Here is a 12583-nt window from a genome sequence, read left to right as displayed (position 1 = left end):
TCAACTCCCTGCGGGCTTCGATGAACTGAAGCCGTCACCGCCGAAACCTACTTAACTCATTGATTACCAAGAAGTTTTCCGTTTCGACTGCGCCGGAAGTGGGGCGAATTATAGAGATCTGAAATTCGCCGTCAACACTTAATTTCGATTTATTCGGATTTCAGCGTAATACGCGCAAATGCCTTCTTGCCGGCCTGACATACATGGGTTGCACCCAGCGCACATATAAAGGAGCGATCAACAACCTCACCATCCACGCGCACACCACCAGAACTCAGGAGATCCCGAGCCACAGCCGAGTTCTTCACCAGGCCTGCCTTATTAAGAACAGCCGCGATCGGCATATCTTCGGTAGCAGTCAGCTCGATCTCAGGTAGATCATCCGGCAGCTCGCCATCCTTCATACGATTGCCCGCAGCACGGTGAGCATTGGCCGCAGCCTCCTCACCATGGAAACGCGCAACAATCTCTTCAGCCAGCTTGATCTTGATATCACGCGGATTGGCACCCGCCTCCACGTCAGCGCGGAAAGCATTGATCTCATCCATGCTGCGGAAGCTAAGCAGTTCGAAGTAGCGCCACATCAACGCATCAGGAATCGACACCAACTTGCTGTACATCACACCAGGCGCTTCCTGGATACCGACATAGTTACCCAAAGACTTGGACATCTTCTTGACGCCATCCAGCCCTTCGAGCAACGGCATGGTCAAAATGCACTGAGCCTCCTGACCGTAACCACGCTGCAGCTCACGCCCCATCAGCAGGTTGAACTTCTGATCGGTACCACCCAACTCGACATCCGCGCGCAGCGCAACCGAGTCATACCCCTGAACCAGCGGATAGAGGAACTCATGAATGGCGATAGGCTGATTGGTCGTGTAGCGCTTGTCGAAGTCGTCGCGCTCGAGCATCCGCGCCACGGTGTACTGCGAAGTCAGGCGAATGAAGTCGGCCGGCCCCATCTTGTCCATCCAGGTGGAGTTGAAAGCCACCTCGGTTTTGGCAGGATCGAGAATCTTGAACACCTGAGTCTTGTAGGTCTCGGCATTCTCCAGAACCTGCTCGCGGGTCAGCGGAGGACGCGTCGCGCTCTTGCCGCTCGGATCACCAATCATTCCGGTGAAGTCGCCGATCAGGAAGATCACCTGATGCCCCAGCTCCTGGAACTGGCGCAACTTGTTAATAAGCACGGTATGACCCAAGTGCAAATCCGGCGCAGTCGGATCGAAGCCTGCCTTAATACGCAGTGGCTGGCCACGTTTGAGCTTTTCGATCAGCTCGGACTCGACCAACAGTTCTTCCGCACCACGTTTGATCAGCGCTAGCTGCTCTTCAACCGACTTCATAACAGACCCGCAAGGCTCAGATTCAAAGGGACCCAACCATACAAGAACGCGCGTCAAATACAAGGTTTGCCCGGCGCACGGACACCAATCCGCGAACAGAGTGTCCGTGGACTTGCTTCAATGATGATTTGGTTATATTTTATACAGTTATTTCATATTCATCATGTCATTCATCTTTTCCAATTCATCTTATTTCAAAGTCAAATATTACTCATGACCAAAGAATCGTCTAAAGCGCCACCGCTTTACCCGAAGACCCACCTGCTCGCTGCGAGCGGCATCGCCGCCCTTCTGAGCCTGGCGCTTCTGGTATTTCCTTCCAGTGATGTTGAAGCCAAGAAGACAACCCTGAGTCTTGAACTGGAAAGTCCTGCTGAACAACTGACACAAGATCAAGACGCCGCTGAAGCCGTTCAAGCCACAAATGAGCCGACCGAGTCCCCTTTCGCGCAGATCGACAATAGCGCAGAAGAAACCTCGGAAACCGCTCAGGCCGCCCCGGCCCCCGCCGTCGAAGAGAAGAAGGCGCCAAACCACAAGGAAGTGATCGTCTCCAAGGGCGATACTCTCTCCACCCTGTTCGAGAAAGTAGGCCTGCCGGCCACTTCCGTGCATGAAGTACTGGCCAGCGACAAGCAGGCCAAGCAGTTCAGCCAGCTCAAGCATGGGCAAAAACTGGAGTTCGAGCTGAGCCCGGACGGCCAACTGACCAACCTGCACAGCAAGGTCAGCGACCTCGAAACCATCAGCCTGACCAAGAACGACAAGGGCTACACCTTCAACCGCATCACCGCCAAGCCAACTGTGCGCTCCGCCTACGCACACGGCGTGATCAACAGTTCGCTTTCGCAGTCCGCCGCTCGCGCCGGCCTGTCCCACAGCCTGACCATGGATATGGCCAACGTGTTTGGCTATGACGTCGACTTCGCCCAGGACATTCGCCAGGGCGACGAATTTGATGTGATCTACGAGCAGAAAGTGGTCAATGGCAAAGCCGTCGGTAACGGCCCGATCCTGTCCGCCCGCTTCACCAACCGCGGCAAGACCTACACCGCCGTGCGTTACACCAACAAACAAGGCAACAGCAGCTATTACACCGCTGACGGCAACAGCATGCGCAAGGCGTTCATCCGGACTCCGGTGGATTTCGCACGTATCAGCTCGAAGTTCTCGATGGGCCGCAAACACCCGATCCTGAACAAGATCCGTGCTCACAAAGGTGTGGACTATGCAGCCCCGCGCGGTACTCCAATCAAGGCTGCCGGTGACGGCAAGGTCTTGTTGGCAGGTCGCCGCGGCGGTTATGGCAACACTGTAATCATCCAGCACGGCAGCACATACCGTACGCTCTACGGCCACATGCAGGGCTTCGCCAAAGGCGTCCAGACCGGTAGCAATGTCAAACAGGGCCAAGTGATTGGCTACATTGGCACCACCGGCCTGTCCACCGGCCCGCACCTGCACTATGAGTTCCAGGTGAATGGCGTGCACGTCGATCCACTGGGCCAGAAAGTGGCAATGGCCGACCCGATCTCCAAGGCCGAACGCGCACGCTTTCTCGCACAGAGTCAGCCACTGATGGCGCGCATGGACCAAGAGAAATCCACCAAACTGGCTTCGAGCAAGCGTTAAGCCATGGCCCTTTATATAGGTGTGATGTCCGGGACCAGCCTCGATGGCCTGGACATTGCGCTGATCGAGCAAGCCCCGGCAATCCGACTGATTGCCACGAACTACATTCCCATGCCCGACTCCTTGCGCACCGAGCTTCTTGGCTTGTGCGCCAGTGGCCCTGACGAGATTGCCCGCTCCGCCATCGCCCAGCAAAACTGGGTGAAACTGGCGGCACAGGGCATTCACTCCCTCCTGACCCAACAAAACCTCAAGCCCGAAGACATTCGCGCGATCGGCAGTCACGGGCAGACCATTCGCCATGAACCGGCGCGAGGGTTCACGGTGCAGATCGGCAACCCGGCCCTGTTGACCGAACTGACTGGAATTACAGTGGTCAGCGACTTCCGCAGTCGTGACGTCGCAGCTGGCGGCCAGGGTGCACCGCTGGTACCAGCCTTCCACGAGGCCCTGTTCGAGGAACAGACCGGCGACCGCGCCGTACTGAACGTCGGCGGCTTCAGCAATCTCAGCCTGATCGAGCCGGGCAAACCTGTCGCAGGTTTCGATTGCGGCCCGGGCAATGTGCTACTGGATGCGTGGATTTATCAGCAACGGGGCGAGAACTACGATCGCGATGGTCAATGGGCCGCCAGCGGCAAGGTCGAACCGATCCTGTTGAAAGCCCTGCTCAGCGATCCATTCTTCAGCACCAAGGGCCCGAAAAGTACCGGTCGCGAAGTGTTCAACCTGCCATGGCTGACGCAGCATCTCGCGCAGCTACCGGCCTTCGCCGCCAACGACGTACAGGCAACGTTGCTTGAGTTGACTGCGCTGACCATCATCGAGTCGCTGCAAAGCGCTCAGGACCACACGCAAGAGTTGCTGGTCTGCGGCGGCGGCGCCCACAACACCACCCTGATGAATCGCCTGGCCAGCCTGCTGCCCAATGCGAAAGTCAGGAGCACTTCCGCCCATGACGTGGACCCGGACTGGGTCGAAGCCATGGCCTTTGCCTGGCTGGCTCATTGCTGCCTTGAGGGCATCCCAGCCAATCGCCCGAGCGTCACCGGCGCCCGGGGCTTGCGCGTTCTGGGCGCCATCTACCCCGCCTGAACGACAGACAGCAAAACGCCGCATGACCGTGAGGCCATGCGGCGTTTTGCTGATACAGGTGGCGGATCAGATCGAGAACGAAGAACCGCAACCACAGGTAGTGGTCGCATTCGGGTTCTTGATGACGAAACGCGAACCTTCCAGACCTTCCTGGTAATCCACCTCGGCACCTGCCAGGTACTGGAAGCTCATTGGATCGACCACCAGACTCACACCCTCGCGCTCGACGATGGTGTCGTCATCTGCCACTTCTTCATCGAAAGTGAAGCCATACTGAAAACCTGAACAACCACCGCCCGTAACGAATACGCGCAGCTTCAAGCGATCATTCCCCTCTTCATCGACCAGGCTCTTCACCTTGTGCGCAGCACCGTGGGTGAATTGCAAAGCCGTGGGGGTGAAGGATTCGACGCTCATGCTGACTATCTCCCGGCGCTACGCCGTCATATTGCGTGATGACGCGCATTATCCGCTTGTCCTAGAAAATCGGTCAACTATTGTTATGGTATATCAACCAACCCAGTCGTCGGCACGGAATGCAAAAAGGCCCGTTCAACGGGCCTTTTGCTGTACGCAGGAAAACCTTACGGCAGCATGCCGGCGTGGGACAGGCCCAGACGCTCATCCAGGCCGAACAGGATGTTCATGTTCTGAACCGCCTGACCCGACGCGCCTTTGACCAGGTTGTCGATCACCGACAGCACCACCACCAGATCACCATCCTGCGGACGATGCACCGCGATACGGCAAACGTTGGCACCGCGCACGCTGCGGGTTTCCGGATGACTGCCGGCTGGCATCACGTCGACGAACGGTTCGTTGGCATAACGCTTTTCGAACAGTGCCTGAAGGTCGACCGAGCGATCCACGACGGTCGCGTAGAGAGTGGAGTGAATGCCGCGAATCATCGGCGTCAGGTGCGGAACGAAGGTCAGACCGACGTCCTTGCCTGCAGCACGGCGCAAGCCCTGGCGGATTTCCGGCAAGTGACGGTGCCCCTTGACCGCGTAAGCCTTCAGGCTCTCGGAAGTCTCGGAGTACAACGAACCTACAGCCGCGCCACGACCGGCACCGCTGACACCGGATTTGCAGTCGGCGATCAGACGCGAAGCATCCGCCAGACCGGCTTCGAGCAAAGGCAGGAAACCCAACTGGGTGGCGGTCGGATAGCAACCCGGTACAGCGATCAGGCGTGCCTTCTTGATCTGCTCGCGATTGACTTCCGGCAGACCGTAGACCGCCTCGTCCAGCAACTCCGGCGCGCCATGCGGCTGGCCGTACCACTTGGCCCATTCATCCGCATCCTGCAGACGGAAGTCCGCAGACAGGTCGATGACCTTGGTCCCGGCCGCCAGCAACTCACCAGCCAACGCGTGAGCAACGCCGTGAGGCGTCGCAAAGAACACCACGTCGCACGCGCCCAGGGTCTTGATGTCCGGAACGCTGAATGCCAGGCCGTCATAGTGGCCTCGCAGGTTCGGATACATGTCGGCCACGGCCAGGCCGGCCTCGGATCGGGAAGTGATGACTACCACTTCAGCTTGCGGATGTTGCGCCAACAGACGCAGCAGTTCGACCCCGGTGTAACCCGTGCCGCCGACGATACCGACCTTGACCATAAACCTGCCCTCAACGAACCCACTGGAAAGCCGTCGATAATAGGGGCCGCGCGCGCCTGCGACAACCGGCAAGGTGACGTGCGGACGCTCAAGCCTCTACTATCCCGGCTACCGTGAACCTTGGGGATAACCAAAAATGCTTTATCTGTGGCTCAAAGCTTTTCACATCATCAGCGTCGTATGCTGGTTTGCCGGCCTGTTTTATCTGCCGCGTCTGTTCGTTTATCACGCGCAAAGCGAGGATAGCGTCAGCAAGGAGCGCTTCAGCGTGATGGAGCGCAAGCTCTATCGCGGCATCATGGGCCCGGCGATGATCGCAACGCTGATCTTCGGCGGCTGGCTGATCAGCCTAAACCCGAGCGCCTATTTCAGTCAGGGCGGCTGGATGCATGCCAAGCTGACTCTGGTGGCCCTGCTGATCGGATACCACCATATGTGCGGCGCACAGGTAAAGCGCTTTGCCCGTGGCGAGAACACCCGCAGCCATGTCTTTTATCGCTGGTTCAATGAAGTGCCGGTTGTGTTTTTGCTGGCTATCGTAATTCTGGTCGTCGTGCGGCCGTTCTAAATCCAACAAGCATTAATCACCGGGGGTATTCCAATGTCGCTGCCCGCTTTGCTCGATCATCGTTTGCGCCTGCCCGTGGTAGCGGCGCCGATGTTCCTGATCTCCAACCCGCAACTGGTCCTGGCCTGCTGTCGCAACGGCGTGGTGGGCAGTTTTCCAGCGCTCAACCAACGCGAAAGCAGTGGCTTCAAGGCATGGCTGGAAGAAATCGAAGCGGGCCTGGCGACGCTGGAAAATCCCGCGCCGTACGCCGTGAACCTGATCGTCCACAACAGTAACCCGCGATTGCAGGCCGATCTCGAGATCTGCATCGAGCACAAGGTGCCAATCGTGATCACCAGCCTGGGCGCTGTGAAAGAAGTGGTCGATGCAGTGCACAGTTATGGCGGCCTGGTGTTCCACGATGTAACGACCCGCCGCCATGCCGAAAAAGCCGCCGAGGCCGGCGTGGATGGCTTGATCGCCGTCGCCGCGGGAGCAGGCGGGCATGCCGGGACCTGGAGCCCGTTCTCGCTGATCGCCGAGATCCGCCAGTTCTTCGACAAGACTTTGCTGCTGGCTGGCTGTCTGAACCACGGCCACGAGATTCTCGCCGCGCAACTGCTGGGTGCGGATCTGGCCTACTTCGGCACACGCTTTATCGGCACCGCTGAAAGTCATGCGCCCGAGGCCTACAAGGAAATGCTGCTGAGCTCCAAGGCCGCCGACATCATTCACACGCCAGCGGTATCGGGCGTTCCGGCAAGCTTCATGCGCCAGAGCCTGGAAGCGGCGGGGTTCGACATGCTGGCCCTGCAAAACAAGGGCGAGGTCAACTTCGGCTCCAAGCTCAAGCCGCTGAGTGATGAAGCCAAGGCCTGGAAAACCGTGTGGTCCGCCGGTCAAGGTGTCGGTGAAATCGATGATTTGCCGAGTGTCGATGAACTGGTGGCGCGTATGGACAGCGAGTATCGCAAGGCGCTGGAACAAGCCACGCAACTTCAACAGCGCTGGCCACGTTGAAAGAATCGGGTCGGCTTTAGCGGCCGGCCCTACAATCCAAGGATTCAAACCTTCGCGACAAGGATGCCTGGGCAATGAGCGACAACCGCTTCAACATCGTTTTCGACGGCACGCTTTTACCGGGTGTTGATATCAATACAGCCAAGCTCAACATCGCCGCGCTGTACAAAAGCGACGTCGCTGCCGTCGAGCGCCTGTTCAATGGCCATGCGGTAGTACTCAAGCGAGACCTGACGCAGTCCGACGCACAGGCATATCTGCAGGCCCTGAAGAACGCCGGCATCGATGCCCGGGTCGAGCCCGTAACGTTGATCGAGCTCAATCTGTCCGACGTTCACCAGCCCTCGCCCGTCGCCACTCCCGCAGAGCCCGACTCACCCTACGCGCCACCGCAAGCCAGGGTCGGCGAGCAGTTGGCAGAGTTCGCCACACTCAAACCCTTTGGTGTGGAAGGACGGATCGGCCGTCTGCGTTTTCTCGCATGGTCGATGGTATTGAGCCTGGGGGCGATCGCTGTCATCACCGTATTTGCCGTGGTGGGATTGGCCCTGGTCAGCACCGATTCGACCGCGGGGCTGATCATCGGCGGTTTCCTGGCGTTCATCCTGTGCATCGTGTTCCTCATTGCCAGCGTCATGATCAGCGTTCAGCGTCTGCATGACCTCGGCTGGTCCGGATGGCTCTGGTTGCTGAATCTGGTGCCCTTTGTCGGCAGTTTCTTTCCGCTTGTGATGATGGCGATGCCCGGCAACCAGACGGCCAACCGATATGGTCCGCCACCGCCACCCAACAGCACGGCGGTCAAAGTGCTGTCATCGTTGTGGGTCGTGCTGCTCGCACTGATCATCGTCGGCGCGATGGCCGGTGGTATTTCCGCTATTCAGGACGAGTATGAAAATACCCTTGAAAGCAGTTACCAGAGCAGTTCGCAGATCACCGAGGAAATCGAGGTGGAAACTCAATCCCCGGCAAATTCAGCCGATGATGCAGCCGAACAAGCCCAGCCACCTGTAGACTCTGCGCAAGAATGAACAGCGCTCCCTGCCCGTGACACCTGCGGTGCGGCGCGCTGCTGTTGCGATGGAGAACTGCATGACCCGTTACGCTCTGATCACTGGCGCTTCCAGCGGCATCGGCCTGGCGATGGCCGAAGCGCTGGCCCGGCGCGGCCGCAGCCTGATACTGGTGGCCCGCCAGCGTGATCAGCTGGAAAGTATCGCGATAGAACTGACCCAACGTTTTGGCGTGGAGGTCCTGTTCCGCGCCTGCGACCTGAGTGAGCCCCTGCGCCTGTCCGGCTTTCTGCTGGAACTGGAAGAAGGTGACCGGCAGATCGACTTGCTGGTGAACTGCGCCGGTATCGGCACCTGCGGCCCGTTTCTGGGGCTGGACTGGATGACCGAACAAGACCTGATCGAAGTGAACATCCTGGCCCTGACCCGCCTGTGCCATGCCATTGGTAACAGCATGGCGCTACATGGCGGCGGGCAGATTCTGAACGTCGCCTCGGTTGCGGCCTTCCGCCCGGGGCCATGGATGAGTACCTATTACGCCAGCAAGGCGTATGTGCTGCACTTCTCCGAAGGCCTGCGCGTGGAACTGAAAAAATGCGCGGTGAAGGTTTCGGTGCTCTGCCCCGGGCCGACCCGCACCGGCTTTTTCCGCACCGCGCAGCTGAACGCGGACAAACTGGCCGACAGCAAACTGCTGATGAGCCCGGAGGAAGTTGCGCTCTATACCGTTCGGGCACTGGAAAAAAATCGCGCGATCATTATTCCCGGACGGCGCAACCGCTGGCTCGCCGCCCTGCCACGCTTCGGTTCGCGCTGGCTGATCCGGACAATCACCGGCATGGTTAACAAGTCTTACTGCCCGCGCTGAGCGGGTGACTGGCAAAAGGCTGGGCTCGGGCAAGCCTCGTGAGTACACTCAGGCCAGCCCAAACAACGGAGAAAACTGCTGTGGATACTCTGTTCACCAAGATCATCAACCGGGAAATCCCGGCGAAGATCATTTACGAGGACGACCAGGTACTGGCCTTCCACGACATCGCCCCACAGGCACCGGTGCATTTTCTGGTGATTCCGAAAAAACCGGTGCGCACCCTGAACGACCTGACCGAGGACGACAAGGCTCTGGCTGGACACATTCTGTTCACCGCCCAGCGCCTGGCCCTGGAACTGGGCTGTGAAAAGGGTTTCCGCGTGGTCATGAACTGCAATGAAGAAGGCGGCCAGACCGTCTATCACATTCATATGCACGTGCTCGGCCAGCGGCAGATGCACTGGCCACCGGGCTGATCAGACGCCCTACTGCTGGCGATGAACGTCAACGATCACGCGTGTTTGCAGAAAACACCGTTGCCGTCGAACACATCGCCAGCAAGCGCCCTCAAACGGAAACATCCCCGCCGCACAATGACCCGAGGCAAAACTTCCACGGCCGATTGGGTTAAACTGGCCGCCGAGATTCCTCCGGAGGTCAGCATGACTACCCAACGTCACTACTCGCCAATCGACCGCCTTCTGCTGCAAGCCGATGCCGCGATGCGTACTTTGCTGCCTTCCAGTGGCCAGCCGTACCGTCCGTCCCCGGCCATTGTGCAGCCGGACGCCAAGATGAGCGACGAAGACACCCGGCACGTGGCCGGCCTGATGCGCATCAACCATACCGGCGAAGTCTGCGCCCAGGCGCTGTACCAGGGGCAGGCCCTGACCGCCAAGCTGCCGCAGGTTCGAGCGGCCATGGAACATGCCGCCGAGGAAGAAATCGATCACCTGGTCTGGTGCGAGCAGCGCATTCACCAGCTGGGTAGCCACACCAGCATTCTCAATCCGCTGTTCTATGGCATGTCCTTCGGAATCGGCGCGGTTGCAGGGCTGATCAGCGACAAGGTCAGCCTGGGTTTCGTCGCGGCCACCGAAGATCAGGTGTGCAAACACTTGAACGAACACCTCGAGCAGCTGCCGGCGGAAGATGAAAAGTCCCGGGCGATCCTGGAACAGATGCGCATCGATGAAGAGCAGCATGCTGAAAGCGCATTGGACGCTGGTGGGTTCCGCTTTCCGGCACCGGTGAAGTTCGGGATGAGTTTGTTGGCCAAGGTGATGACCAAGAGTACTTACCGGATCTGAGACCCTTGGTTGTCTGAAAGGGCCGCTTCGCGAGCAAGCTTTTCTCCTACAGAAGCGAGAAAGAAAAAAGGCGACTGCCGTGAGGGAGTCGCCTTTTTTTGTGTTCGCTGTGGTCGGACGAGCAACTACCCGATTCAGCCAAGCTCGACGATTTCGTAGTCGTGGGTGATCTCGACACCTGCGGCGCCCAGCATGATCGACGCCGAGCAATATTTTTCGGCCGACAGCTCGATGGCACGCTTGACCTGAGCTTCCTTCAAGCTGCGGCCCTTGACCACGAAATGCATGTGGATCTTCTTGAAGACTTTCGGATCTTCGCTCGCACGCTCGGCTTCCAGGAACGCTTCGCAGCTCTCGACCGCCTGGCGGGACTTCTTGAGAATGCTGACCACATCGAAGTTACTGCAACCGCCGACACCCAGCAGGAGCATTTCCATCGGCCGGACACCCAGGTTACGGCCACCGGCATCGGGCGGACCGTCCATGACCACGACATGACCACTACCGGATTCGCCGAGGAACATGGCTTCGCCAGCCCATTGGATGCGTGCCTTCATCGCCAAGACTCCACTGTATAAAAAAGGGTCGCCAGCTTAGCACAGGCCCCGTGATTGACAGTGCCCGCCTTGCGAGGAGGGGCGCTCACCTGTCTGTAGGTAATTTCTCGAATATTGCAGGAAGTGTCTGTTAAGCTGACGCCAATTCGCTGACGCTTTGCCGGATTCGCCACAGCCGCCGCAATTCATATAAAAACCAACATACCGTGCAGTCTTTTCGGGATACAACCATGGTTGCTATTGCCCCCACACCCAAGATCAAGAACCTCGACAAGCTATTGATGCATTGTCAGCGCCGCCGCTATCAGGCCAAGAGCAACATCATTTGCGCTGGCGACCGCGCCGAGACACTGTTCTTCATCATCAAAGGTTCGGTCACGATCCTGATCGAAGATGACGACGGCCGGGAAATGATCATCGCTTATTTGAATGCCGGGGACTTTTTCGGTGAGTTGGGCCTGTTCGAGCAGGCAGGCATGGAGCAGCAGCGCAGCGCCTGGGTGCGCGCCAAGGTCGAATGCGAAGTCGCGGAAATCAGTTACACGAAATTCCGCGAACTGTCGCAGCAGGATCCGGACATTCTTTATGTATTGAGCGGGCAGATCGCCCAGCGACTGCGCAATACCACCCGCAAGGTCGGCGACCTGGCCTTCTTCGATGTAACGGGCCGCGTCGCTCGCTGCCTGCTGGAACTGTGCAAACAGCCCGACGCCATGACTCACCCCGATGGCATGCAGATCAAGGTGACGCGCCAGGAAATCGGGCGGATCGTCGGGTGTTCGCGGGAGATGGTCGGGCGCGTCCTCAAGGATCTGGAAGAACGCAACCTGGTGAACGTCAAGGGCAAGACCATGGTGGTGTTCGGGACGCGCTAGGCGCCGAACATCTGCGCCAGCATTTGCCGGTAGAGTTCGTCGAGACGTTTCACGGCATCCGGCGCAGTGAACTTCTCATGCAGGGCGATGTGGCTTTCGGCACGCACCCGCTGCTCCAGACCACACGCCTCATTGAATCGATTGACCGCCGCGACCATCGATTCACGCTCGTTATCCACCAGCATCGCACCGTGAACCAGTCCTACCGGTCGCTGCCCGCCCTGACTCTGGCGCCAGCGCTGAGCGGTGCCGACCATCTTGCGCCCGTCCAGGTTGACGTTGAAGCGGCCATCGCAAAACGCGCCTTCGATTTCCCCAAGTGACGACGTCCCACCCAGTTCATCCAGCAGATCACAGATCGGATCGCACAAACGCTGGTATCCGGACTCGATTCGGTTCAGATCGCCTTCACTGCGCGGCGGCGCGTAAACCAGGGCGACATTGATCGTCGATGACGATTGCGGCACCGGCTCGCCGCCGGTTTCGCGCAACAGCACCGGCCAGCCGGCAGCGGCGGAGACTTCACAGGCGTGATCGAAACCGGGCAGACGGTTCAAGCGGCGCGGCATGACCAGCGCCCGATCGCTGGGCTGCCAGAACAGCAGGCCAAATTCCGAGTTGCCGGCGCAGACGGATGCCAGCAAATCCTGTTCAGCTTGCAGGCCGGTTTCGATGGTCAGGGAGATAGGTGAAGTCATAAGGTTTTCCATAGGACGGTCTGTCTGTGGTGCATCTTATGCCGTCATCGCGAG

14 protein-coding genes are annotated in these 12583 nt (G+C 58.8%); 9 read left to right on the top strand and 5 right to left on the bottom strand.

All coding sequences use genetic code 11. From position 1 onward, the window contains the following. Positions 1–149: 149 nt before the first annotated feature. Positions 150–1349, bottom strand: coding sequence for a tyrosine--tRNA ligase (tyrS, locus tag K9857_RS26475; RefSeq protein WP_224540900.1), 1200 nt, complete (start codon positions 1347–1349; stop codon positions 150–152). A gap of 213 nt (positions 1350–1562) precedes the next feature. On the opposite strand from tyrS, the gene K9857_RS26470 reads away from it, so the two are divergent. Further along, on the top strand, positions 1563–2981 hold the full coding sequence (locus K9857_RS26470) for a peptidoglycan DD-metalloendopeptidase family protein (RefSeq protein ID WP_224540899.1): 1419 nt from the start codon (positions 1563–1565) through the stop codon (positions 2979–2981). Between the two features lie 3 nt (positions 2982–2984). Then, entirely contained in the window at positions 2985–4076 is a 1092-nt protein-coding gene (locus K9857_RS26465) for an anhydro-N-acetylmuramic acid kinase (RefSeq protein ID WP_224540897.1), read from the top strand. A 66-nt stretch (positions 4077–4142) separates the two neighbouring features. Here K9857_RS26465 and erpA read toward each other — a convergent pair whose 3' ends face one another. Both erpA and argC read right to left on the bottom strand, forming a co-directional pair. Further along, positions 4143–4493, bottom strand: coding sequence for an iron-sulfur cluster insertion protein ErpA (erpA, locus tag K9857_RS26460; RefSeq protein ID WP_007906865.1), 351 nt, complete (start codon positions 4491–4493; stop codon positions 4143–4145). Positions 4494–4660: 167 nt separating this feature from the next. After that, positions 4661–5695, bottom strand: a complete 1035-nt coding sequence (gene argC, locus K9857_RS26455) for an N-acetyl-gamma-glutamyl-phosphate reductase (protein WP_224540894.1) — start codon at positions 5693–5695, stop codon at positions 4661–4663. Between the two features lie 136 nt (positions 5696–5831). On the opposite strand from argC, the gene hemJ reads away from it, so the two are divergent. From hemJ to coq7, 6 genes are all read left to right on the top strand, one after another. Beyond that, positions 5832–6263, top strand: a complete 432-nt coding sequence (gene hemJ / locus K9857_RS26450; protein ID WP_224540893.1) for a protoporphyrinogen oxidase HemJ — start codon at positions 5832–5834, stop codon at positions 6261–6263. 33 nt (positions 6264–6296) lie between these two features. Continuing rightward, complete coding sequence (locus K9857_RS26445; RefSeq protein ID WP_224540891.1) at positions 6297–7265, top strand: NAD(P)H-dependent flavin oxidoreductase; 969 nt, start codon at positions 6297–6299, stop codon at positions 7263–7265. 74 nt (positions 7266–7339) lie between these two features. Then, complete coding sequence (locus tag K9857_RS26440) at positions 7340–8296, top strand: DUF805 domain-containing protein (RefSeq protein WP_224540889.1); 957 nt, start codon at positions 7340–7342, stop codon at positions 8294–8296. A 61-nt stretch (positions 8297–8357) separates the two neighbouring features. Beyond that, positions 8358–9146 carry an SDR family NAD(P)-dependent oxidoreductase gene (locus tag K9857_RS26435; protein WP_224540887.1) on the top strand — a complete coding sequence of 263 codons (789 nt, stop codon included), beginning with the start codon at positions 8358–8360 and terminating at the stop codon, positions 9144–9146. An 80-nt stretch (positions 9147–9226) separates the two neighbouring features. Continuing rightward, positions 9227–9565 (top strand): histidine triad nucleotide-binding protein, encoded by a 339-nt coding sequence (locus tag K9857_RS26430; RefSeq protein WP_008027110.1) that lies wholly within the window; start codon positions 9227–9229, stop codon positions 9563–9565. A gap of 186 nt (positions 9566–9751) precedes the next feature. After that, the gene (gene coq7 / locus K9857_RS26425; protein WP_175378578.1) at positions 9752–10399 is read left to right on the top strand and encodes a 2-polyprenyl-3-methyl-6-methoxy-1,4-benzoquinone monooxygenase; all 648 of its coding nucleotides are present in this window, start codon (positions 9752–9754) and stop codon (positions 10397–10399) included. Positions 10400–10533: 134 nt separating this feature from the next. Here coq7 and K9857_RS26420 read toward each other — a convergent pair whose 3' ends face one another. Next, entirely contained in the window at positions 10534–10956 is a 423-nt protein-coding gene (locus tag K9857_RS26420; protein ID WP_224540886.1) for an OsmC family protein, read from the bottom strand. A 230-nt stretch (positions 10957–11186) separates the two neighbouring features. On the opposite strand from K9857_RS26420, the gene crp reads away from it, so the two are divergent. Continuing rightward, a complete protein-coding gene (gene crp, locus K9857_RS26415) occupies positions 11187–11831 on the top strand; it encodes a cAMP-activated global transcriptional regulator CRP (protein ID WP_224540884.1) in 645 nt (214 codons plus the stop codon). Here the strand turns inward: crp and K9857_RS26410 are convergent. Then, positions 11828–12529, bottom strand: a complete 702-nt coding sequence (locus tag K9857_RS26410; protein WP_224540881.1) for a biotin/lipoate A/B protein ligase family protein — start codon at positions 12527–12529, stop codon at positions 11828–11830. The two genes, crp and K9857_RS26410, sit on opposite strands and share 4 nt — an antisense overlap. Positions 12530–12583: the final 54 nt, after the last annotated feature.

Source organism: Pseudomonas sp. REP124 (assembly GCF_020164475.1).
Lineage (GTDB): Bacteria > Pseudomonadota > Gammaproteobacteria > Pseudomonadales > Pseudomonadaceae > Aquipseudomonas.
Note: the sequence above shows the minus strand (reverse complement) of the source record. Positions and strands in the feature narration are given on the sequence as shown.

What these genes read in the sequence shown, in the direction of transcription:
- tyrS (WP_224540900.1), bottom strand. Translation starts at nt 1,349, where the DNA reads ATGAAGTCGGTTGAAGAGCAGCTAGCGCTGATCAAACGTGGTGCGGAA.
- K9857_RS26470 (WP_224540899.1), top strand. Translation starts at nt 1,563, where the DNA reads ATGACCAAAGAATCGTCTAAAGCGCCACCGCTTTACCCGAAGACCCAC.
- K9857_RS26465 (WP_224540897.1), top strand. Translation starts at nt 2,985, where the DNA reads ATGGCCCTTTATATAGGTGTGATGTCCGGGACCAGCCTCGATGGCCTG.
- erpA (WP_007906865.1), bottom strand. Translation starts at nt 4,493, where the DNA reads ATGAGCGTCGAATCCTTCACCCCCACGGCTTTGCAATTCACCCACGGT.
- argC (WP_224540894.1), bottom strand. Translation starts at nt 5,695, where the DNA reads ATGGTCAAGGTCGGTATCGTCGGCGGCACGGGTTACACCGGGGTCGAA.
- hemJ (WP_224540893.1), top strand. Translation starts at nt 5,832, where the DNA reads ATGCTTTATCTGTGGCTCAAAGCTTTTCACATCATCAGCGTCGTATGC.
- K9857_RS26445 (WP_224540891.1), top strand. Translation starts at nt 6,297, where the DNA reads ATGTCGCTGCCCGCTTTGCTCGATCATCGTTTGCGCCTGCCCGTGGTA.
- K9857_RS26440 (WP_224540889.1), top strand. Translation starts at nt 7,340, where the DNA reads ATGAGCGACAACCGCTTCAACATCGTTTTCGACGGCACGCTTTTACCG.
- K9857_RS26435 (WP_224540887.1), top strand. Translation starts at nt 8,358, where the DNA reads ATGACCCGTTACGCTCTGATCACTGGCGCTTCCAGCGGCATCGGCCTG.
- coq7 (WP_175378578.1), top strand. Translation starts at nt 9,752, where the DNA reads ATGACTACCCAACGTCACTACTCGCCAATCGACCGCCTTCTGCTGCAA.
- K9857_RS26420 (WP_224540886.1), bottom strand. Translation starts at nt 10,956, where the DNA reads ATGAAGGCACGCATCCAATGGGCTGGCGAAGCCATGTTCCTCGGCGAA.
- crp (WP_224540884.1), top strand. Translation starts at nt 11,187, where the DNA reads ATGGTTGCTATTGCCCCCACACCCAAGATCAAGAACCTCGACAAGCTA.
- K9857_RS26410 (WP_224540881.1), bottom strand. Translation starts at nt 12,529, where the DNA reads ATGACTTCACCTATCTCCCTGACCATCGAAACCGGCCTGCAAGCTGAA.